This window comes from Paenibacillus jepli, assembly GCF_047238105.1.
GTDB lineage: Bacteria > Bacillota > Bacilli > Paenibacillales > Paenibacillaceae > Paenibacillus_D.
This window is the reverse complement of record NZ_JBDFMD010000001.1, coordinates 5,047,855-5,069,144: the sequence shown is the minus strand read 5'-3', so window position 1 is coordinate 5,069,144 and position 21,290 is coordinate 5,047,855. Positions and strand designations below refer to the sequence as shown.

General features: G+C 53.6%; 19 protein-coding genes and 1 riboswitch. Of the genes, 8 read left to right on the top strand and 11 right to left on the bottom strand.

The window, feature by feature from the left end:
* Window positions 1-5 precede the first annotated feature (5 nt).
* The 6 genes from ABC336_RS21755 to ABC336_RS21730 all read right to left on the bottom strand — a co-directional run bounded on the left by ABC336_RS21755 (window position 6) and on the right by ABC336_RS21730 (window position 10,160).
* The gene (locus ABC336_RS21755) at window positions 6-3,719 is read right to left on the bottom strand and encodes a heparin lyase I family protein (RefSeq protein ID WP_413240626.1); all 3,714 of its coding nucleotides are present in this window, start codon (window positions 3,717-3,719) and stop codon (window positions 6-8) included.
* A gap of 651 nt (window positions 3,720-4,370) precedes the next feature.
* Complete coding sequence (locus tag ABC336_RS21750) at window positions 4,371-5,711, bottom strand: sulfatase family protein (protein WP_413240625.1); 1,341 nt, start codon at window positions 5,709-5,711, stop codon at window positions 4,371-4,373.
* A 5-nt stretch (window positions 5,712-5,716) separates the two neighbouring features.
* A complete protein-coding gene (locus ABC336_RS21745) occupies window positions 5,717-6,373 on the bottom strand; it encodes a sulfatase family protein (protein ID WP_413240624.1) in 657 nt (218 codons plus the stop codon).
* Window positions 6,370-6,798, bottom strand: a complete 429-nt coding sequence (locus ABC336_RS21740) for a sulfatase-like hydrolase/transferase (protein WP_413240623.1) — start codon at window positions 6,796-6,798, stop codon at window positions 6,370-6,372. The genes ABC336_RS21745 and ABC336_RS21740 overlap by 4 nt, the downstream gene beginning before the upstream one ends.
* 203 nt (window positions 6,799-7,001) lie before the next feature.
* Window positions 7,002-8,459, bottom strand: a complete 1,458-nt coding sequence (locus ABC336_RS21735; RefSeq protein ID WP_413240622.1) for a polysaccharide deacetylase family protein — start codon at window positions 8,457-8,459, stop codon at window positions 7,002-7,004.
* Window positions 8,460-8,489: 30 nt separating this feature from the next.
* Window positions 8,490-10,160, bottom strand: a complete 1,671-nt coding sequence (locus ABC336_RS21730; RefSeq protein WP_413240621.1) for a DUF4091 domain-containing protein — start codon at window positions 10,158-10,160, stop codon at window positions 8,490-8,492.
* Between the two features lie 260 nt (window positions 10,161-10,420).
* Window positions 10,421-10,479, top strand: a riboswitch (Fluoride riboswitch).
* A gap of 101 nt (window positions 10,480-10,580) precedes the next feature.
* Between ABC336_RS21730 and ABC336_RS21725 the strand changes: the two genes are divergently transcribed.
* The 5 genes from ABC336_RS21725 (at window position 10,581) to ABC336_RS21705 (ending at window position 15,324) form a co-directional block, all read left to right on the top strand.
* On the top strand, window positions 10,581-10,997 hold the full coding sequence (locus ABC336_RS21725; RefSeq protein ID WP_413240620.1) for a fluoride efflux transporter FluC: 417 nt from the start codon (window positions 10,581-10,583) through the stop codon (window positions 10,995-10,997).
* A complete protein-coding gene (crcB, locus tag ABC336_RS21720) occupies window positions 10,994-11,389 on the top strand; it encodes a fluoride efflux transporter CrcB (RefSeq protein WP_413240619.1) in 396 nt (131 codons plus the stop codon). Before ABC336_RS21725 ends, crcB begins: the two co-directional genes overlap by 4 nt.
* 208 nt (window positions 11,390-11,597) lie before the next feature.
* Window positions 11,598-12,689 (top strand): endospore germination permease, encoded by a 1,092-nt coding sequence (locus tag ABC336_RS21715; RefSeq protein WP_413240618.1) that lies wholly within the window; start codon window positions 11,598-11,600, stop codon window positions 12,687-12,689.
* 29 nt (window positions 12,690-12,718) lie between these two features.
* Window positions 12,719-14,143: a spore germination protein gene (locus ABC336_RS21710; protein ID WP_413240617.1), complete on the top strand. Its 1,425-nt coding sequence runs from the start codon at window positions 12,719-12,721 to the stop codon at window positions 14,141-14,143.
* Window positions 14,140-15,324 carry a Ger(x)C family spore germination protein gene (locus ABC336_RS21705; protein ID WP_413240616.1) on the top strand — a complete coding sequence of 395 codons (1,185 nt, stop codon included), beginning with the start codon at window positions 14,140-14,142 and terminating at the stop codon, window positions 15,322-15,324. Before ABC336_RS21710 ends, ABC336_RS21705 begins: the two co-directional genes overlap by 4 nt.
* A 23-nt stretch (window positions 15,325-15,347) precedes the next feature.
* Here ABC336_RS21705 and ABC336_RS21700 read toward each other — a convergent pair whose 3' ends face one another.
* From ABC336_RS21700 to ABC336_RS21690, 3 genes are all read right to left on the bottom strand, one after another.
* Window positions 15,348-16,019: a hypothetical protein gene (locus ABC336_RS21700; protein ID WP_413240615.1), complete on the bottom strand. Its 672-nt coding sequence runs from the start codon at window positions 16,017-16,019 to the stop codon at window positions 15,348-15,350.
* 127 nt (window positions 16,020-16,146) lie between these two features.
* Window positions 16,147-16,752, bottom strand: coding sequence for a TetR/AcrR family transcriptional regulator (locus ABC336_RS21695; RefSeq protein WP_413240614.1), 606 nt, complete (start codon window positions 16,750-16,752; stop codon window positions 16,147-16,149).
* 172 nt (window positions 16,753-16,924) lie between these two features.
* Window positions 16,925-17,572, bottom strand: coding sequence for a hypothetical protein (locus ABC336_RS21690; protein WP_413240613.1), 648 nt, complete (start codon window positions 17,570-17,572; stop codon window positions 16,925-16,927).
* 158 nt (window positions 17,573-17,730) lie between these two features.
* Between ABC336_RS21690 and ABC336_RS21685 the strand changes: the two genes are divergently transcribed.
* The 3 genes from ABC336_RS21685 to ABC336_RS21675 are packed head-to-tail and all read left to right on the top strand — an operon-like array spanning window position 17,731 to window position 19,797.
* Entirely contained in the window at window positions 17,731-18,447 is a 717-nt protein-coding gene (locus ABC336_RS21685; RefSeq protein ID WP_413240612.1) for a response regulator transcription factor, read from the top strand.
* Entirely contained in the window at window positions 18,444-19,130 is a 687-nt protein-coding gene (locus tag ABC336_RS21680) for a hypothetical protein (RefSeq protein ID WP_413240611.1), read from the top strand. The genes ABC336_RS21685 and ABC336_RS21680 overlap by 4 nt, the downstream gene beginning before the upstream one ends.
* Complete coding sequence (locus tag ABC336_RS21675) at window positions 19,117-19,797, top strand: sensor histidine kinase (protein ID WP_413240610.1); 681 nt, start codon at window positions 19,117-19,119, stop codon at window positions 19,795-19,797. The genes ABC336_RS21680 and ABC336_RS21675 overlap by 14 nt, the downstream gene beginning before the upstream one ends.
* Before the next feature lie 73 nt (window positions 19,798-19,870).
* On the opposite strand, the gene ABC336_RS21670 is transcribed toward ABC336_RS21675, so the two are convergent.
* On the bottom strand, window positions 19,871-20,590 hold the full coding sequence (locus ABC336_RS21670; protein ID WP_413240609.1) for a DUF2809 domain-containing protein: 720 nt from the start codon (window positions 20,588-20,590) through the stop codon (window positions 19,871-19,873).
* A complete protein-coding gene (locus ABC336_RS21665; RefSeq protein ID WP_413240608.1) occupies window positions 20,580-21,278 on the bottom strand; it encodes a nuclease-related domain-containing protein in 699 nt (232 codons plus the stop codon). The genes ABC336_RS21670 and ABC336_RS21665 overlap by 11 nt, the downstream gene beginning before the upstream one ends.
* Between the last annotated feature and the right edge of the window lie 12 nt (window positions 21,279-21,290).

The window sequence follows — 21,290 nt, the reverse complement described above, 5'->3', positions numbered from 1 at the left end:
TGTCTTCAATACGGCTTCAGCCACTCGTCCAGGATCATGCGTGCAACGGCCGCGATAACGTCGATCGTAATCTCGCCGTGACCGAGCACGTCGCCTTTCTCAATCTCCAGCCAGTTGGCATCACTGCTGCTTACGCCGTAGTAGCCTGCCAGAAGCGACAAGTCGCGGATTGTAATGGAAGTTGCCCCTTCGATAAATGAGACCACACCCGTTGCAAACTGCTGCACAGCCTCATCCAGCACGGCCTTCGCCGCATCCACCGCTGACTGGCTCGCAGATGCGTTGCTGCGCACGGCCTTCGCCTCGTCAATCGCCGTTTCGAGTGCATCCATGCTCGCTTCCGGGTATTGACCCAGCTTGGTACCCTCATCCGCTGACGCCAGTCTTGCCTCTGCCGCCGTGATCGCCGACTGCAGTGCGGAGAAGTTGACCGGGTTGACGACGACATGAACTGACTGCTGGAACGTCCGAATTGCCGCCTGCAGCGCCGTAATTGCATCATTTATCATGGTCTGCGTCGCATCGCCGTCGGTATATACGGCGTTAGCAGTCTGTATAGCCGTCCAAAGCGCCGTCTTAGCCGATGCCGGATATTGGCCGGGCGCTGAGCCCGTCGTCGCAGCGTTATGCGTTTGTGTCGCACTTTGTATGATCGCTTGCAAGCCCGCTTTATTTGCCGATATGATCGCTATGGACAGTTCGGCAGCTGTCACATCCAGCGTCTGGCTGTTCCCTGCCATGGACACCGTGAAGTCCGACAGCGCGAAGGCCGTATTGCCGGCAGCCACTCCGTCCTTCACTTTGCCATACAGCTTGAATGCGGACAGATCGCCGCTGACTGCATGGGTGTCACCAGCCGTTACCATGATGACCCGTATCTGACCGTCAGCCTCTCGCACTGCGCTCGATAGGGCGAAGTTCGGCAGCAGCGACTCGATTGCCGACTCCGCCAGCGTGACGATGCCGCCGCTGGTGACCGTCTCGAATTCCACCTGGTCCGGATCGTAGCTCACGATCACGTCCAGTGCGGTGAACGGCTGCGTCATCTCGCCCACACCTACCGTCAGCTCCAGCTCGTCGCCTGGCATTAACGGGCCGGTTGTGCCGGTCAGTCCGCCTTGCGGCCCCTCCGGAACCTCCACGCCGGACGCTCTGCTCACCAGCAAGTTATCGAAGGTACGGTTGACATTGTCACCGAAAGGCGTGTTCAACTGGTTCACCCGATTTCGGATCTCTACAGCATTGATGCCGTATTCCGTATACGCGCCTCTCCAGTTCAACCCGGTTTGACTGCTCTCGATCTCATCATTGACGCGAAGCACGTAGACGCCGTTGCTTTGCCCCGGATCATTTAACTTCACGTAGATGTCGATCTTCTGCCATTCGGGAATGTCCGAGGACAGCATCACTGGTGTCGCACCGTTAAGCGTATGAGCCAGCGTAGCGCCTGTCGGCTCACCGAGCTCATCGAACTCGGCAACATACAGCTTGGATTGCAGCACACCGCTCTGATCGGGATATCCGACCTCGACTTTGACGAAGGGCTCGTATCCGTCCGTGGTGGGTTCCCCATATGCATAGAGATTAGCCAGCGGCCCCGTGCTGCTATTGCCGGCTGGATTTTGCGTGCTCTTCACATAGAAGCGCCAATTGATCTCGTCCTCCGCGATCTCGGAATCGCCTTGAGGCTTGAAGAAGGCGTCATCCGGCGTTTTGCCGAAGGCCGCTCTCATGAAGGTATCATAGGCTGTCCCTGCCGGATCACTGGCATGAAACCCATAATAGGATGACATCGCGTTGGAGCCTTCTACACCCCGGCTATGCTTCTTGAACCGTCCAAACGACTGGTAAGCGGCATAGTACTTGTCGCTGTTGAGATCCAGATTGTTCAGGTTGTCGACGTGATTCTCAAAGTCATCGCACAGGATCCAATCCTCCTGGAAGCTCGCGCATTCATTGACAGGAATGATCTCCGTCACTTCATCGTAGTTCAGCGAAGCTGGCGGACCGCTCAGCAAGGAAAAGTCATCGATATACGTATGAACGGTTTCGTCAAATCCGGTGTTCATCCATCCCATCAGGTAGCCGTGATCAAAAATATTAAACTCCGCCTTCTCCGGACCTCCCTCGAAAGGCCATGTATTCAGCGTGTGATGATTATAAATTTTGTGTCCGTTCACCCACATCTCAACAACGCCATCGTATTGCTGATAGCCGCTCGCCGTTTTCATGTGGACGATATACTCCACCCAATCGCCCCGCAGGTCTTCATCCTGGATGATTCCCTGACCGTCAGATGGCACTTTGTCATATACGCCCGACGCGGCTCCGTCCGGTCTCCACTTCAACGCCGCTGACGAATTGCCCGTCTGGCCGATCGGTTCCGTCTCAATGGCATACAGGGTAAAGGACGAGGCGTTATGTGCGTCCTTGTTACCGAGCGAGAAAAACTTGTTGTTGTTGAACGGAATCGGATCGACACGGTGCTTCCACTCCGCTCCCAGTCCCTCCGTTCCGTCGGGATAGTATTGATACCAGCGGAACCATACCTCTTCCATCGGCTGAAGGATATCAAAACGTTTCTCCATCCAGTTATCCGTCCCGGAGTCGACGGCATCATATGTAAATTTCATGCTGTAGTCCCCGGTGCGGGAGATATCGTCGCTAATGTCGAAATCGCCGTGCTGGAAGCCTCGACTCGGTCCCCATGCAAAGTATTCATTGTCATACGTATCATCCCCTGTGTTGAACGAATCGTAGAACAGTGTAATGTTCTCATCATCCACAGGAATATTGACGACAGGTTCCTCTTCATCGGACAGCGAGGCAGGAGGCCCGGACAACAAGGTGAAATCATCGATATACGTGGCGGAGGTTGCATTCATCCCGCTGTTAAACCAGCCCATAATATAGCCGTGATTAAAGCTGTTGAATTGCGCCTGCGCCTCATTTCCGCCGATGGGCCACGTATTGAGATCGTGATAGTCAAAGATTTGATTGCCATCCACCCACATCTCAACGATGCCATCCTCTTGCTGATAGCCGCTCGCCGTCTTCATATGAACGATGTATTCTACCCACCTGCCCCTGGTGGTTGCATCCTGGATGACCCCTCCGTTGATGGGATCCTTCCCGTATTCTCCCGATCCTGCGCCGTCAGGTCTCCACTTGAGCGCAGCCCGCGAGTCCCCTTCACTCCCCCATAAGGTCTCGGCTTCGATGGCATACAAAATAAATGATGAAGGATTCGACCAGCCGTCATTGCCGATGGACAGCAGCTTGTTGTTGTCGACATCAATATCGTTGCGGTGATGCCAGGCCGCACCGAGCCCCTCCGTCCCGTCCGGATAGTATTGGTACCAGCGAATCCAGAGCTCGTCCATGGGCTCAAGGATATCAAAACGTTTCTCGATCCAATTATCTTCACCGGGATCAGTAGCGTGATAGGTGAATTTCATGCTGTAATCTCCAGTGCGGGCAAATTCATCGGTAATCTCAAAGCCGCCCGTGGAATCGCCCCGGGTATCCGCCCATCTGAAATATGCATTCTGATGTGTGTCATCTCCGGAATCAAAGCTGTCATGAAACAAAATCGGTTCCGTTTCTTCCGCTGCAGCCGACCATACTGAAAAACAAAATATCGTGAGAATTCCGACAATGATGACCAAACTTAGCCGCTGCACGGCTAGGGATGCATTGGTGCGCGTTATCGTATGCATGAAACAATCCTCCTTGTTTTTAAGTTGTGCCGATTTCGTGCTGCTCATTGAGTTTCCTGTTCCCCTTGATTGAGATGGTTGGCCCCCCTCCAAACGGACACTTGATTTGAACGCGCCTTCATTATACTGTTTGCATCCTTGAGCGGTCTCTTATCAACTTGTTACAATAGCAAACCGATGATGATGATCTACACCATTCCTCCATCGCCGGCCCTAAGGACCTTGTCCTATTCAGATAGTTAAGTCAATATCGGTTAGTGACCTATCGATTAGTCAAGGTGAAGCGGCTTCGCCTAGGAGTTTTGCAAAGCAAAACTAGCTTCGTAAGCACACGGCGAAATGCGTTTCATTCCGGAGAATTCTAAGCTGATATATGTGTGCGGTGAACGGTCGGACCAGTCGCTAGTGCCACGAGATCGCAGCATGAGCTGCTCCAACGACCCTTTCTGCCGCTATTGTACCGCAATTTACGGCTTGAGCTCCTCCAACGACCTTTTCTGCCGCTATTGCGTCGCAATCTACGGCTTGAGCTCCTCCAACGACCCTTTCTGCCGCTAATGCCGCATTTTTTCTAGCCTGACTCCCAGGAATCATATACGATATAAATGAGCACCACAACGAACCGGACCCAGGGGATCCGGTTTCATCCTGTTAGGTGACCTCGCGTTCGAAGCGATGAAGCAGATCGTCGCCCGACTCCATCATATGCCGCAATAATCCTTGCCTCAGCTCTGTTATACGTTCCTGATATGCAGGATCGTTGATCCGATTCATTAAGGCGTGCGGGTCCAACTGCAAGTCGTAGAATTCCTCTTTGGTCCGATACAGGAACAACCTCACACGTTCTCGCACCGCAAGGTCATCGTCTGCCGCTTCTTCCATCGCCCGGAAGGTCAGCCCGCTCTGTGATTCGTTCTCGAACCGGACATGCTGATCCGACCACGCGTTATAGATATAGCCACAGCTCCGGTTCTGATAACAGCGCATCGGATAGGCCTTGTCCCCGGCTGTGCGATGGAAGACCGTGAATATCCCTTCTCTGCCGGATTGGGCTTCCCCACGAAGCACAGGCAGGAAGGAACGGCCGTCGAGCCCCACAGGGTGCGGCAGCCCGGCGATCTCCAACACTGTCGGCATCAAGTCGATCCCGGCAATCATATGCTGGCGATCTACCGTGCCTGGCTTGATCTCGCCGGGCCATCGCATGATCCAGGGCGTCTTGGTGCTGTTCAGGTAACAGTTCGTCTTCGCAAAAGGGAACGCCATGCCGTTGTCACTCAAAAAAATGACAACTGTCTGCTCCTCCATGCCGGAATCGCGCAGTGCCTGCAATAAGGCGCCAACGGTATCGTCCAGTCTGCGAACGGAAGTATAATACTGGGCCACCTCCTTGCGAACATCAGGCACATCCGGAAGGAAGGGCGGCACTTCGATTTCTTCGGGACGGTAGATTCTCTCCGCCTCCGTATGGTGGCCGAATTGTTCCCTCTCCTGATCGCTGCCTGCGAACGGGCGATGCGGGTCATGCGAGTTCGCCATGAGAAAGAAAGGCCTGCCATCCGCCCCCGCCTGATTCATGAATTGCAGGGCATGCCTGTAATACACCTGTGGCGAACGGCCCAGACCGCTTTCCTCCTCCATCGTGCGAGTATAGGCATCCCAGCAAAATTTATGTCTGGGCGCCAGATGATCCTCCTTGCCAATGATGCCGTTCAGGTAGCCCGCAGCGTGCAGCTGCTCCGTCAGCGTCGGCACATCCTCGCGAATTGGCTGGAAGCCGCAGGCCCCGTTGCGATGGGGATACCGGCCCGTCATCATCGCGGAGCGGGAAGGCTGGCAGACAGCAATTGTGACATGGGCATGCTCGAACCGGATCCCCTGCCTTGCCAGTCGATCGATATTCGGCGTACTGCCCTCGACCGGACATCCGTAGACGCCTACAGAATCATAATTCAGATCATCTGCCGTAATCAACAGAACATTAGGCTTCATGACTCCTATCCCTCCCATTCATAAGGATGCCGCCTTCGCAGCTCCGCTGCCGCCTCGCCCCTGCCGGTTGCCTCCAGCCGTTTCACATACGCCGGCAGATGTCCCTTGGCATGGAACGGTCCGCCTTCCTTCATCACCGTCCATAGCGGATCCGTATCGAAGGGCATCGTGCTCATCATTTCGTCATGCCATTCATTCAGATAGTACACCGCTTCTTGGCATAGCTCTCTCCGCTCCAGCGCGACATCGAATTGCTCATGCGGATCGTCCTTCACATGGAACAGCATTTCCTTGGGAAATAAATGATAGCCGTCATGATACGTGCGCAGATACAGCCAATCTCCGAATCTGACACTGCGTTGGCATACATGGGCGCATTGGCCCAGTACCAGGTACTCCCTGCCGCATTCGCTGCCCTGCTGAATCGCCGGGGCATAGCTGCGTCCATCCCACATGTTCATCGGCTCGGTGCCCAGCATCTCTGCCAAGGTCGGCAGAAAGTCGATATGATAATGAAGGCCTTGGATAACAGCGCCTTCCGCTCCACCCGGCCACCGCACGATCATCGGAATTCGACACGTCCCCTGATCGGCCGTCCCGTGCTCACCGTAGATGCCAAGCTCCCCCATATTCTCGCCATGATCAGCTGTGATGACGATCACCCATCGCCCGCGGATTCCATCCCATGCTTGCCCGTGTCGTACACTTCATGAAAGCCGGCGTTGAAGGTCCAGGCGGCATGACGGCTGGCGAACGGGCTGATACATGCCGTGCGGTAACCCAACTGCCGCAAAAAGCCCGGGAGACTGTGCTGAGCCAGCGCATCCGTAAATGCTCTCCCAGCCCCCTCTTGACGATAGTAGGCCGCTGTGCCGCCATGCCCGACTAAGCCCGTATGAATGCCGAATCTGCCCGACATGAAGGCGGTCCGCGACGGCGCGCAAGGCGCATCGGTACAATAGTAATTGTCGAATCGCACACCTTGCTCGGCAATAGAATCAATATGAGGCGAAGTATCGCGGTGATACCCGTAGCAGCCCAGATGATCAGGTCTTGTAGAATCCAGATCAAGTACTAATAATCTCATTACCTCACTCCTTCCGGAGGTGGTCTGCCGCATCGCAGCTGACCCCTCGCTGTATCGTTACATCTCCTTTTCATCGGCCACCATCGGAACCAAAGCCACGCGAACTGCAGCCTGCCGAGCCGGAACAGCCTCCCGCCCAAATGATGGCTTACGGTACGACTCCTTCACCAGCCCACCGGTCTACCCGTTCCTTATCTTCCGCCCTAGAGCAGTGCCGGCTTCAATGTCCACGTCTGCAGCCTCGCCAGCTCCAATATGCCCGGCACCTTCAGATCTGGGGTGAAGATCGGCCACCATTTGGTCCACTCCCCGGACGTCGACGAATAGCGCCCGGCAGCCAGTTGCCCGGATATCCATTGCAGCGGAGCCTCCGCCTGGCGTCCTTCCCGGATGACCGCCGCCATCGTGCAAGTCATCGTGGCCGGACTTACCTTATGGCCTCCCACTACGAAAAAATCTGGCAGTTGCCTAAAACCGCACACGGTTGGCAGTTCATCCTTGAGTGCATTCAGCAGATCCTGCACATACAACCCAGGGAGCTGAACACGAGCCGCTCCCCCGTCTTGTGCAGTGACCCGCTGCACTTCCTGCGATTCCTGCGAGGCTTCAACTGTTTCGCCTGGCACGGTCCCCGGCAGTTCATCGCCTATCTCCCGTTCCGGACCATACACCAGCTGAGGGATCGACTCCTCCCCCAGCAAATGCTGGCGAAATACCCAAAACAGCTCGGAAGCGGATAAATTACGCGTACCATCAACAACAAAGTTCAGCTGATCGCCGATAAGCCCCGCGAAACGGCGAACCTCCTCATCGCTCAAGGCGCGATTGTCCGTCCGCTCCACCGCGAGCAGTTGTCCGGTCATTACGTAACTGACACCCTCCCGTGATAATGTATAATCCACGAATTCTCCCAGCATATCCAGATATCGCTGCATGTCGCCCGCCGGCCGCGCCGCCGGCTTCACCCACGCCGATGGGGGAGGATGCTTGCCGCCGGAGAAATTGACCGCGTCCCAAAATTCAGCAAACACAAATTCCGTCGGATGATAGACGATGCTGATCAAGCCGATGTCTTCGTCCTTCTGCATCTCACATAATTCGTCAAATCTGCGCTTGGCCGGCTCCAATGCCCCTTCTTCAAGCGGCATTCCCATCAGTCCCACAAGCGAAGTCAGATTGAGCAGACCGCCGTACCAGAACGGGCGCTGATTCAGCGAGATCTGGTCGTGACCGTCGATATAAGTCCGTATGCCCCACTTGGCAAGTACAGGAAAGACTTGCGGCGCCCATGCCTGTCCCGGCTGGCCGTAGCAGATCACCGGCTGCCCCGATATGCGCTCCAGATCGCGCTGGCCTTCTTCCTCTCTGCGCTCGAATTCATCGGTCCCTTCCCGGAATCCCAGCGGCTCCAGATATTCCGTCACGACCGGAGGCACGCTATGCCAATTCGTATGATAACCGACCTCATGTCTGGAGAGCCGCTCTATAATATCGGTGCGCCCGTGCGCCTCCAGCTGGCGGATCTTCTCGCCTACAAACTTGAAAATACCTGCGATGCCGCGGCTGTCCAGCAGATCCAGGATGCCGACCAGCGCCTCCTCCGATTGGGGGTTGATAAAATCCTCCACATCGAACCAGAACAATACTTTGATATCTCCCATGTCACCGCCTCCTCAATCTTCCCTCGCATCTCACTCGCTCAACAGCATCGACTGCTCCGCAATCAGCCGATTCACCCGTTCCCGCTTATCTAACAGCCACTTCGGATCGCGAGGATATTGCTTCAATGTCAGCTCTTCCTCCATATCCTCTTCCAGCAGCTCCAGCACCCTCTCCCGACCCACAAGTCTCTCCAGCTGCTGCAGCGCACGCAGATCCTGCAGCGCATCGTGGAGCACGAGCAGCCTGATCGACTCAATCGGACCGTCCGGCCCCGGGTAGACAAGGAACGGATCGCCCGAAGGAAAGGCCAGACCCGCATCCGTCACCCGGAAGGGATCGACAGGAACCTTGGAATATTGCGAGAACCAGAAGTTATAGCCCCAGTGCAGGAAGCCTGTAATCTGATATTTGTACAGCTGAATGCCCAGGATACGGTTGCGCGCAGAAGGCATGTTGAAGAACCGATTGGCCACCTCTCTCGATTGGGCGCAGCAATAATACGTCCACAGATCAGGCACACCTCGCTCCAGGAAGGCGTCCAGATGATCGACGGCAGGCACAGGCTTGCGCACCAGGCCTTGTTCGTAGAAGCTGTAGTCCGACAGGGCGTCCAGGACCGTAAAGCCCTCCAGATGCTTCAATGCAACAGCGGCTGCCGCTCGATAGGAATAGAGATGCTGGGCGCTCGGCTCATCCGATAGATGGAAGCAGCTGCGCTCCCGCAAGCCATGCTCGTCCAGGAGACGTGTAAGCTCAGGCAGCAGCTGCTCCAGAAATCCTGCGTATTCCGGTCCGGCCGCATCCGTATCCCAGCCAAATATGCGCACCATGCCCTCTGGTGTCGTTGCCATAATCTTCGGCGCATGCTTCGCGCCCCATTGCGTGAACAGTTGGGAGAATTCGAAGTATTGGACGCCCGCCTCCGAGCATAAAGCAATCCAGCGCAGCAGCTTGTCGAAGGAGAACCGATATAGCCCGTCCACCAGTTGTTCGACATCCACGAGCTGCACGGTTGGACGCTCGCCGCCGATTGCCGTATCCAGCGGCGGCGTGAATAACGGCGTCAGGATCATGTTCATGCCATATTCTACAGCCTTGCGCACATAGGCATCGATTAATGTCCAGTGGGCTTCGCTGAATGCTTCTACACCGTATTGCACCGCCAGACAATCGGCGTGGAACCATTCTGTATGGATCAGACGTTGAGGCTGGAGCTTCGCAGGCAGCACTTCCAGGGTGAATGTCTCCCCTCCGAGGACCGCTCCTTGCTCGTCCTCAAACACAATCCCAACCGGATAAGTGCCCGGCCCGATGTCCTCGGGGAGCTTGACGCCCACCCAGATCGACCGCCATTGCCGGGCCAAGGCAACAGGCGGGGCGTCCTCGACCGGATATAACGGATCCGGGTACAGGCCCGGCGTTGTACGCAGCACGTTGTCGTCATGCTCTGTATAACAAGGCAGCTCGGATGGGACAAGTCCAACCGAGCGAATGAATAGTGAGGCATCAAGCGAGGATTCAATTCGCAGCTTCATCAGTTTGATCGTGCGCTGCGCACGAAAGGCTATCTGGAAGGAGTAGGTCTCTCCGATGAGCGCAGTGCCATGCGTGCAGGTATCCGCTTGCAACGCCTCGTCGGCAAATACTTTCTCAAGCGCGCTTATACATCTCGTCTCGAAACTTAAGTTAGATTGGTCCATGTGCAACGCCCCCGATCGTATGATATCCCTCATTATATCGTCTGGGCTCATCTGTACCTACTAACCGATTCAGACATCGCTATACGAATATTGAGGCTCACGCGGCTCGTCAGCAACAAGCGTACAATACAGGGAATCCTCCCGCATCAATTGCTCATGGTTCCGCTTGTTTCGGTTTCCTGCTCTTGAAGCTAACCGATGCACTGCTCCCGGTTGATTGCTGCAGAGGGCAAAATTGCCGACTTGAATAGAATGGCGTATAGTAGAAGGGCGAAGGGGTTCGCCAAACTGCCGTAAGGGCAATGACTCCTACCAGAGAACAATATTCCTGGCAGGAGTCTGTTTTTTTGCAATAATTCATCCGATCATGCCGGCTGTGCAGATGCACCTGAATTTACCAAAAGGGGAGAGGAAAATGCTTTGAAAAACACCGGTTCAACCCTCGTGGCCATTGGAGCAGGCGGCGCCCTCGGCACTCTGTTCCGGTACCTGCTCAATGTGCACACGTTATTTGCGGCTTTTCCCATCGGAACGGTTATGGAGAACTTGGCAGGAAGTATGCTGCTGGGGCTGTTGAGCGGGTGGTTCTTCCATACCCGGGCGAAGCCATGGTTGAAAGCGGGCTTGGGCGTCGGGTTCTGCGGCGGCTTCACAACCATGTCCACGCTGGCTGCTGATACCGTCCTATTGGCCCAAAACAGCTCGCCGAGCATGTTGCTTTTGTATGTTGGCGGATCCCTGTTCGGCGGTATTGTTCTGGCCTTCTGCGGGTGGACGGTTGGTTATCACGCGGGGCAAAAGGCGGCGGTTCGAGCACGAAAGGCGGGTAACGCATGAGTATATTCCTATTGGCGCTGGGCGGAGGCCTCGGAGCCGTGGCCCGCTATGTGCTCGGTCTGGCCATCATGAGGCGTTACCCCCATCCTCCGCTTCCCGCTGCGATGCTTACGGTCAATCTCATCGGCGCGCTCGGGCTGGGCCTCTTTTGGGGCTCCTATGTTCAACATCTCTTTGTTGACGCGTATGCGGACAAGTGGTTTTTAGGTATAGCTGTGGGATTCTTCGGTGCTTTTACAACCTTTTCCACATTCAGCATGGAGGCCATGGAGCTGATTCGGGAGAGGGAGTACAAAACAGCCTTGGCTTACATTGCTTTGTCCATCTTCGGCAGTATTCTGACGTTTGCCTTAGGCTACCTTGCAGGGATGGCGATGGTTCATAAGCAATGATTAACGAGATCACGGCATCATGCCGGGCATCTCGCGATCGGGGGCGACGCTGGCCCAACACTATAGTGACGGTTCTCCATCCGTAATACAAGGCTCGGCACCGTATGGAAGCTGCCATCCGCCTAGCAGCTGGTTCATTCAGAGTAAAATTCCACGAAATGCACATACTCCACATACAGCCTGTTTTTGTATTGGAGGTTCCTGTCATATGAATAATTCCCGGCCCATTCATATACTGTCCCTCTTCTTCATTCTCCTGCTTAGTCTGGGCATGATGAATCATGTCATGGTCATCCCGATGCTGCTCGGCGCCGCTGCGCGGGATGCATGGCTCGTGCCGATGATCTTCTTGCCGATACTGGCGCTATGGCTTGCACTTCTTCACTTTATCCTCAAGCGGATCTCCCCCTTCTCCTTCAACGATTGGCTGGATAAACACTTCGGCCGGGCGATCTCCTGGATTATAAGAATTGTCCTGTCGCTGGTTACGCTGTTCATGGGGATCACTACGCTGTTTGATACCGTCAACTGGACCCACTCGACTTATCTGCAAACGACCCCGACGGTCGTCCTCGCAGCTATATGTCTCATCGTTAGCGGTACCGTCGCCGTGCTGGGCATCGGGCCGCTTGCCATCACGTCCGGCGTGCTGCTCCCTATGGTTAGCGTGCTTGGCTACTTTGTCTCCTTCACCAACCACAAGTACAAAGACTACAAGTATCTGTTCCCCATCCTGGAGCATGGCTGGACCCCGGTCTGGCAGGGCATGGTCCATGTGGCAGGGGGCCTGTTGGAGTTATGGATCATCCTTATTATTCGCCACAGGGTTAAAGGACAGATCCGCTACTGGCAGCTGCTGCTGCTGGGCTTCCTGCTGATTGGTCTCATCATCGGTCCCACGATAGGTGCGATCACCGAATTCGGGCCATTTGAAGCCGCACTTCAGCGAGATCCCGCCTATGAGCAGTGGCGGCTTGTGAAGATCGGTCGATTCATTGAGCATGTCGACTTTCTCAGTATTTTCCAATGGTTGAGCGGCGCCTATGTACGCATTGCTTTAGCCACCTACCTCAGTCTTGAGCTCTGGAACCTGCAGAAGATGAAGCACCGGTTACTTGCCACATTGGCGATCGGCAGTTTCTTGCTGATTATTCTTGCAGTCGGCGCCACTCGGGCAGCAGTTGAGATTTTTCTGCAACAGATGCAGTTTCCTTTTGTCCTGAGTGTCTCTTTATCGTTCACCTTACTGCTGGGGTTGATGATGCTCATCTTTCGTCACAGAAAGGATAGATCCTTATGACTACTACAGCCCATCCGGTTAATGAAGCTGTGCTGCGCCAATGGTTCGCCGACTGCGGAGATGTCAAGCTCATGTCCCATCAAGTCGGCAAGGAAACGCATAGCAGCCATGTGTTGCTGATCTACTCGGACGGCATGATCGATAATACCAAAATCACGCAGCTCGTGTTGCCGCCTCTGCAGAATACGCCTCTGAAAATGAACGAAACGATTCCTCTGCTGCCGATTGAACTCGTCGAACTTCAGATTGAGCAGCAGACCGAGGAAGCGATCGGCGCACTCGTATTTTCAGGCAATCTCATCCTTTATTTCGAGGAAACCGGAAAGATTTACTTTTTCGACATTGCCGACATTCCCGGGAGATCTCCTGAAGAATCCAACATAGAAGTATCCATAAGAGGGCCTAAGGATGGCTTTACGGAAAACATCGAGCAGAATCTGGCTTTAGTCCGCAAACGGATCCGCTCGACGACACTTGCTTGCGAGCTCTGGGAACTCGGCACCCGATCGCAAACCAAGACCGCGCTGCTGTACCTGAAAGATGTGACGCAAGACCAGTTAATCCAGGACATTCGCAACCGGCTGAATAACATTTCGCATGAATCTGTTCTCACCTTGGCTCATTTGGAGGATATGCTTAACAACTCTCACTTAGGGTTATTTCCGCTGCTCGCGCATTCCGGTCGTCCGGATTTCATCTCGCAATGTCTCATTGACGGTCGATTTATTATTTTGCTGGATGGCAACCCTACGGCCTCTATCGCTCCTGCTACCCTGCCGCTGCTGCTGAAGAGTCCGGAGGATGCTCATTTCCCCTTCCTGTCAGTCGCCTTCGGGAGACTTCTGCGTCTGATCGGCTTTTTCATCTCGATCTTCCTGCCTGGCTTTTTCATTTCGCTCAACAACTTTCATCATGATCAACTGCCATTCCCTCTCATGGCAACCATTACGAATTCCAGGCTGGGACTGCCTTTCTCAGCGGCTCAAGAGATGCTGTTCATCTTGATTCTAATGGAAATTTTCCGCGAAGCCGGTGCCCGCTTGCCCTCAGCTATCGGTCAAACCTTAACCGTCGTTGGCGGCTTGATCATCGGCGATGCAGCGATTCGCGCAGGCTTGATCTCACCTACCATGGTCGTCGTCACGGCCATCACGATCGTCGCTTCTTCCACGATCGGCAACCAGACCTTGGGAGGGGTTCTTGCCACCCTTAGATTTGCCGTGTTTTTTATCTCGGCCACTATTGGGTTATTCGGCTTTTTCATGTGTTTTCTCTTGCTGCTCATCTATCTGGCGAGCATGCATTCCTTTGGTGTGCCTTATCTATCCCCCATCTCACCGCTCAATCTGCGTGAGCTGCCCAAAGCAATCTTCAAGCTGCCGAGGATGGCTTACAAGCAACGCCCTGCGGCACTGCGTACCAAAGAACCCGACAAAAGCGAGACCGAGTCATGAGGCGGGGCAATCGGCGTCTCGTCGCATGGCTGCACGCTCTTGCAAAAGCAACCCTGCTGCTGACAGCACTGCTCCCCTTGGCCGGCTGCTGGGATGTGAAGGAAGTACAGTATATCAATTATATTACGGCTTGCGGGATTGACTATATCGACGGGGAATATGTTACCTACGTCCAAGCGCTTGACTTCTCCGCTATATCCAGCTCTGTTACAAGCGGCAAGCAAAGCGGCGAGCCTGGGGTATGGGTTGGCAAAGGTACCGGGAAAACATTGAATTTGGCTTTTAGTTCCTTCTTCAAATCGTCGCAGCAAACCGTCTCCTGGGGACACGCCACCGCATATATCATATCTGAACGAGCATTGAAAAACCGGGATACGCAGCTATTTGAAACGATTAACCGATATCAGGATACACGCAGCCAGGTCTGGTACTATGGAACCAGAGAATCTATGGAGGATCTGCTGCTGGCGACTCCTTTCTTCAAGCAAACTCCGCTCGTCTCGATCCTGCATGAACCGGAAAGCTCGTATATCCAGCATTCGATCCTGCCGCCACAGACCTTGCTCCGCTTTATGTCCGAGACACGCGAACCGGGCATGACCACCTATTTGCCGACGCTTGCTCTGAATAAAACCCAGTGGAACGAGAACGGCAAGCTGCACCCCATGCTCGTCATAGATGGCGCTTTCTTCCTATCAGGGGAGCAATGGGACGGTTGGCTTTCTGTGGAACAATTGTACGGATACCAGTGGCTGAACAAGCAGACGATCACGGCGCCCATGCTATTGGAGGATCAGTATGCCGACGCATCCGTACAATTGAATAAGCCCAAGTTTAAGATACAGCCGGTTGTGCAGAACGATACCATGAAATTCCGCATTAAAGTCAGCCTTACAGGAACGCTGCTGGAGCTCGATGAGCCGATGAATACGAAGGAGGTCGAAAAGCTGGCAAGCACCATTGTGAAGGACAGCATCCTACGTACGTACCGGCATGGTCTCGCCATCCAAGCCGATGTGCTGCAATTGGGCGATACGTTATACCGCAAGCAGCCAGAAGTATGGCGCAAGCTAACGTCCGGCGGACAACGCTTCGTTCTGACAGAGGACTCCATCGAACGCCTTGATGTCAACATTAACGTCCGTTCCGCAGGACGCTACAAGCTGCCGGATTTGGAATGAATGGATGCCTACGGTTTCTAATTCTATGACTCGGCATCCCAGTGGCCGGTTTCCATATCGATAAGCCAATGCTTTCGCAGCATGAGCGCCCGTTCGGTCCCGGCTATAGCCACTACCACACCTATTGCAATATTCGTCCACACGGAGAGCTGAATGGGCGATTCAAAGGTGCCTACTTGTTCGGATATCCAGGGAATCTTGGTGAGGGTCTCCACGAATTGAGGCAAGCCTACAGCAAGTGAAGCAAGCAGGATGATAATTGCCGTTAACCCGATGAAACCGCTAATCCTAGGGAATCGCTTGTGCACCCACATTCGGAATCCTCTAATTGAACGTTTGTCCGGGTGGACGGAAAAAACAGCCTCCTTATCCGTAATGAACCGAATACCGTTGATACCGCTCGAACCTTTGTTGATCTCAATGACGCCCTCTTCGACCGGCAAAGCTGCTGGCAGCTTGGCATAAGCTATATGAATCTTCTCACGGTACAGATCAACGCGAGGCTCTTCTACAAAGTAGCCGGATTTCAGGGCATAATTCGTGCTTTTCCCTTCCTTGGCATTGGTTATCTTGATATGAAATAAGGAGTGGGTAAACACGTGCCAGATGCGGTATGGTTTGAGAAGATGACCGTCGCCCGCTTTCACTTTTTTTAGTTTTCTTAGACGTTTCCGTTGACGAAGGAACTGAAGCATCAGAGATACACCTCTTTCATCACAGTTTATTGGGCGAACATTTTAAATCCTGATCAATCAATCAAAAAAATAACCAAAAAAAAGTGCTTCGGAAGGGGCAATCTATAGCCCCACAGCAAGGATTTCGTTATTTAATCATTTTCAAAACGTTTTGAATCACCTTGCCGCTGTAGTCTTCAAGGTTGGGATCGTCTTCTTTTAGAGGTAAGGACATCGATAACGAGATCGCTCCCCTGATGATCATCCCTACGACTTGAATATCAAAGTCATGGAACTCTTCCGCTTCTTGTCCCTGGTTAAGAATCTCTTCTAACAAGACCTGCAGTTCGTCCTCCGGTTTCACTTCTTCACGGAAGTAAGGAACGTTGTCTGGTGTGCGAACATTAAACACTATTTCTAATAATGCGGTCGTATTGCCTCGTTTGATTCCCCGGTAGGCTATACCCGCTTCTATAAAAGCCTTTAATTTGTCCAGATTGGTATGTTTATGCGCTAATCTTTCCTTGATAAAGGCTTGCTCTTGTTCGACCAGATAGAGCAGCGTATGATTCATCAGATCTTCCTTGCCGGAGAAATGATACGAGATCAATCCCGTGCTTGTTTTTGCTTTCTTTGCTATTTTGGAAAGGCTTGTGTTGAAATAGCCGATCTCTCTGAGAACCTCGATCGCAGCGTGAATGATCTGTTCTCTGCGCGCATCCGCGATAAAATATTGCTTGCTGTTCATCATCATTTCATCCGCCTTCACAGTTGATCATTCATTTTTTATTTTGATCGTTTGATCAGTTTTTATGATAAACTTTTCTCCCCCGCTTGTCAAACAAAAAAGCTTTGCGCCCCGGGTCCTGTCGCGTGCAGGACCTGGCAACAAAGCTTTTATCAGATTAGCCGTCCTTCGACAGGGGTTATTCGGCAGTCAGATGAACAATCTCCTGCTTGTACAGATCAAGCAAGTCAGCAAGCGCAGACTTGATCGCCGAGGCATCGCCTGACTGTGCAATCTCATCCAGATGGACCCTCGTTTCGAACAAGGCTAGCGCTGTCGAGGAAGCAGATGTCGCAGCAAAAGCCGGCATGAACGCCGAAGTCACCCCGCCCTCCGACTCATCAAGCTCTGCCCATTGGATCGGTTCAATGTCGTCCAGGTTGATTCTGGTGATCGAGAGCGTTCCTCCCTCCGTCATCTGCAGACTTACGCCTTCCTTCAGGTCGAGCTCGCCTGCAGGAATCGCTCTCACACTTTCACTGTCTCCTGTCGTAATAAGGAGCTCGCCTTCCACCAGCTCTCCCTGCACCAGATCCACACCCTTGAGGCTGCTCTTCAACGCTTCATCGTATTGGGCCAACGTCGCCTTCCAATCGGCGAGCGTCTCCTGGGCATAGGTTGCGGCAAGCTCCAGCGGATCTGCCAGTTGAACAACGGGTGCACTGGCGGCAATCCCGGAGCTCAAAGCCTCTGCTGGCTTCCACGACACCGTTCCTGCATCCGGGGACAACGAAGCTCCGGCGATAGTTACAGCTGCAAGTGAAGAGATGGCTAAAGTTTTAAACATGGTCATACACTCCTTAAGGCTTGGATTTGGTGTTGCAATCCCAGTGTATATGCCGGCGATGGCAAACCATTTGCAGAAATGTGGAAAAATGATGGCAAACTGCCAAGCCGCTCAGCAGCTTGTTATAATAAGGGGAGCATAACGAGGAGGCGGAAAGCGTGAGCCGTTTTTTTGTCGCGATTGTCGATGACGATTTACATATACGGAATCTGGTAGAAGCGTATTTGCAAAAAGAAAATTACGAGACGATTGGTCTGGAGTCTGCGGAAGAAGCGCTGGAGCTATGGAGGACACAGCCACCGGACATGTGGGTGCTCGATCTCATGCTGCCCGGGATGGACGGCTATGAATTCTGCCGGAGAATCCGCAGTGAAGCAGAAGTGCCGATCATCATGATCTCTGCCCGAGACAGCGAGGTGGACCGGATCCTCGGCCTGGAGCTGGGCAGCGACGATTATCTCGTCAAGCCGTTCAGTCCCAGGGAACTGGTCGCCCGCATCAAGCGCCAGCTCCACCGCTGGTACACCATCAGGCAGCAAGATGACGCATCGGCATTGTCGCCCTCGGGCGCTGATCAGCTTCAGGTCGGCCAGCTTCAGCTCTCCCTGGAAGAACGGCGAGTCTTCTGGTCTGGCGAAGAAGCGGACATGACATTCAAAGAATTTGCCCTGCTGCAGCTGCTTGCGGAGCATCCGAATCGCGCGTTTACCCGAGACGAGCTATTGACTGCCGTATGGGGCGAGGATTATTACGGATCGGACCGGGCGGTGGATCATCTGATCAAACGGGTGCGCAAAAAATTGGACGGGCTGCCTCTCGAAGCGGTATGGGGACACGGCTACCGGTTACGCAAAACGGAGGAGGTAGAAGCATGAAGCTGATCCATCAATTTCATCTGTCCTTTGCCCTATTGCTGCTGGTTGTCCTGTCCGCTACAGGCATTATCATTCATTATGTGCTGCTCGATCATTTTGTCGGGACGCAAAAAAAAGAGATGCAGGCGGTAGGTCAATTTCTCTCTACGACCATGGGCACAAATGAGCTTCTCAAATATGGTTCTACGGGCCATGCGCTTCCCTTGGCCACAACTTCCCCAATGCCGATCGAGGCCATCATCTCCGATCACAATGGGAACATCATCCTGGGCGAGCAGATGCTGCAAGGAGGCATGGTCGAATCGGGCGTGCCCGGGCTGGAGGTCTCGAAGACCGTCAATCTGCAGAGCGTATGGGATGGCAGCGATGATCGTTTTCTTGTGGAAGTGAGTCAGGTTCCGCAGGGCACGCTGACGCTGCTCACGCCCATGAACGAAATCAAGACGATCGAGAAGGCCTTGCTGCAACGGTTCATGATCGTCCTCTGTCTCGCGGGGGCGCTGGTCTTCGTCCTGAGCCTGATCATTACACGCCGTTTGATCCGCCCGCTCATGCGGCTGCAGGATGAACTGAAGAAGGTGAAGCAGCGGAAGTTTGCCCATGTGCGGAGGGTGGAGGCCGGAGGAGATAGGCACCATTGCCCAATCCGTCTACGAGCTCGCCGAGGAGTTGAACCGTTATAACAAGGTGCAGAAGCAGTTTTTTCAAAATGCTTCCCACGAGCTCAAGACCCCCCTCATGTCCATCTCCGGTTATGCGGAAGGAATCCGGGACGGCGTGCTGGAGGGCGAGCGTGCAGCGAAGGGACTGGACATTATCGTCAGCGAGAGCAGCAGGATGAATAAGATCGTCACGGAGATGACGCTGCTGGCCAAGCTCGATAGCGAGGAGAACAGCTTCCAGCCCACGGAAGTGACGATCAAGGATCTCATCACCGAGACGATCGAACGGATGCATCCGCTGCTGACGACCAAGGAACTGGAGCTCCAAGTCGAATACCCGGACCAGGATCATACCAAGCTGGCGGTGTACGCCGACCGGGATAAGCTGCTGCAAGCGCTGCTGAATGTTGTTTCTAATGGAGCAAGGTACGCCAGACAGACCATTACGATCGACATCCAATTGAAAAAGGATAACATACACCTGATTGTTCTGGACGACGGGCCGGGAATTGCCGAAGAGCTGATCCCCTTCCTGTTCCACCGCTTCATGAAAGGAAAGGACGGCGACACCGGGCTTGGGCTGGCGATTGCCCGGGCAATCGTGGAGCGATGCGGGGGTCTGATCTCAGCCGTTAATCGCAAGGACGGCGGCGCCGAGATTGCTATTCAGCTGCCGGGGGCGGTGTAGTGTTGCAACCGAAAGTCAGTTAAAAAAGCGACAGCTCGGACTGGAAGTTCAAGTCCCCGAGCTGTCGCTAGGTTCATTCAGGAAATTCAATCGATATGGTTAATGTCTCCTTATCAAATTGAACGATGCCTCCAAACGCTTCTGCAATAAAACGTAGATTGACATAAAGATGATCTTCAGATATTGCTGGACTTTGAAGAAGTTGGACCTGTTCACCATTTAATGTTGCTGTTCTTTTGCCTGCCGTCAAGGTAATGGTCGTGGCACCGCTCCTGGCAGTCAGCGTTTTGGTGTTGTTATCAAAGGAAGGTTCAATATTCAGAGCCTTAAAAAAGGCGCGGAAAGGAACCAAGGTTGAGCCGCTCGGCGGAACAGCCCCTAACAAATCCTGTTTTTCACCATTAATGATAATGGTTGGTCGATAAACTCCGCTTGCGTCCGGCTTAACAGCGCTTGCCAGGGCAGCATGTGAAACAGAAAAAGTAAGACAAATAATTAAGATTGCACTGAGCAGTGATTTCTTTTTCATCCTTTTCAAATAGAAGAGCTGACTGAACTCGATGGCGAAGCAGAACAATAGGCTTAAGAAGGCAGCGAGCAGCAGGCCCGGCCGGAGACTCAAGAAACGGAAACCAAAGTAAATCATGGCCGCCCATAAGGCATCTCCGAAATGACTGACAACAAATGGCGGCAAATGTTCAGCATAGAGCCTCGAACCTAGGCCAAGCAGCATAACCACGACGAGGACGAGCAAGTACACGAGTCTGCGCTTCAGGTTTTGGCTATTTCGCATCCGTCTTCACCCGGTTTATTTTCTCCACATGGAGCGCCCTTACAGCGGGATCCGTTACATTAACCGAAGCCAGCCGGGCATGAATGGCGTTCACTTGTTCTTCGGTCAAGCGTGGAGCAGGCTGTTCGGCTTTCAGTCTCGTTATCTTCCGCTGGATGAACTCGGACAGCTCGACATCATACACGATGAGCTCGTCCGAAGCGATCTTGCGCAGCTCCGGGTCGATACTGAACCGGCAGCGCATCGTGAAAGAGATCAGGGAGATGTACTTCACATTCGAGTAGTCTGTAAGCAACTGTTCTACCGCCTTGATGTGGCCCGCGTTTTGCAGCAGCGGATTGTACATCTTATAGCGATTGCTGACACTCCAGTTTCGATCCTCCCGCCCCCCTTTTATTTCGCCCTTGTAGTTTTTGGTTTCGATCACGAAGATCGCGTAGGGAGATACGATGAGATGATCGATCTGGGCATATCCTGTCCGGGACTTGGGATTCGGCAGCAGCAGATCGTTCAAGTGCCTGCAATCTTTCGGCAGTTGATCAAGCTGGATCGAGATCTTATGCTCGCCCAGCTCCCCGATCCGGGTAGGCGCGACTTTGGGTTTTGCAGGTTGTTTGGTTTGGACGGTCTTTGATGGTGGTGATGATGCCGGTTTCGAAGCGAAAAAGGAAATAAGTTTCTTAAACATAAAGAGCCCCCT

What these genes read in the sequence shown, in the direction of transcription:
- ABC336_RS21755 (WP_413240626.1), bottom strand. Translation starts at nt 3,719, where the DNA reads ATGCATACGATAACGCGCACCAATGCATCCCTAGCCGTGCAGCGGCTA.
- ABC336_RS21750 (WP_413240625.1), bottom strand. Translation starts at nt 5,711, where the DNA reads ATGAAGCCTAATGTTCTGTTGATTACGGCAGATGATCTGAATTATGAT.
- ABC336_RS21740 (WP_413240623.1), bottom strand. Translation starts at nt 6,798, where the DNA reads ATGAGATTATTAGTACTTGATCTGGATTCTACAAGACCTGATCATCTG.
- ABC336_RS21735 (WP_413240622.1), bottom strand. Translation starts at nt 8,459, where the DNA reads ATGGGAGATATCAAAGTATTGTTCTGGTTCGATGTGGAGGATTTTATC.
- ABC336_RS21730 (WP_413240621.1), bottom strand. Translation starts at nt 10,160, where the DNA reads ATGGACCAATCTAACTTAAGTTTCGAGACGAGATGTATAAGCGCGCTT.
- crcB (WP_413240619.1), top strand. Translation starts at nt 10,994, where the DNA reads ATGAGTATATTCCTATTGGCGCTGGGCGGAGGCCTCGGAGCCGTGGCC.
- ABC336_RS21715 (WP_413240618.1), top strand. Translation starts at nt 11,598, where the DNA reads ATGAATAATTCCCGGCCCATTCATATACTGTCCCTCTTCTTCATTCTC.
- ABC336_RS21705 (WP_413240616.1), top strand. Translation starts at nt 14,140, where the DNA reads ATGAGGCGGGGCAATCGGCGTCTCGTCGCATGGCTGCACGCTCTTGCA.
- ABC336_RS21700 (WP_413240615.1), bottom strand. Translation starts at nt 16,019, where the DNA reads ATGCTTCAGTTCCTTCGTCAACGGAAACGTCTAAGAAAACTAAAAAAA.
- ABC336_RS21695 (WP_413240614.1), bottom strand. Translation starts at nt 16,752, where the DNA reads ATGATGATGAACAGCAAGCAATATTTTATCGCGGATGCGCGCAGAGAA.
- ABC336_RS21690 (WP_413240613.1), bottom strand. Translation starts at nt 17,572, where the DNA reads ATGTTTAAAACTTTAGCCATCTCTTCACTTGCAGCTGTAACTATCGCC.
- ABC336_RS21680 (WP_413240611.1), top strand. Translation starts at nt 18,444, where the DNA reads ATGAAGCTGATCCATCAATTTCATCTGTCCTTTGCCCTATTGCTGCTG.
- ABC336_RS21670 (WP_413240609.1), bottom strand. Translation starts at nt 20,590, where the DNA reads ATGCGAAATAGCCAAAACCTGAAGCGCAGACTCGTGTACTTGCTCGTC.
- ABC336_RS21665 (WP_413240608.1), bottom strand. Translation starts at nt 21,278, where the DNA reads ATGTTTAAGAAACTTATTTCCTTTTTCGCTTCGAAACCGGCATCATCA.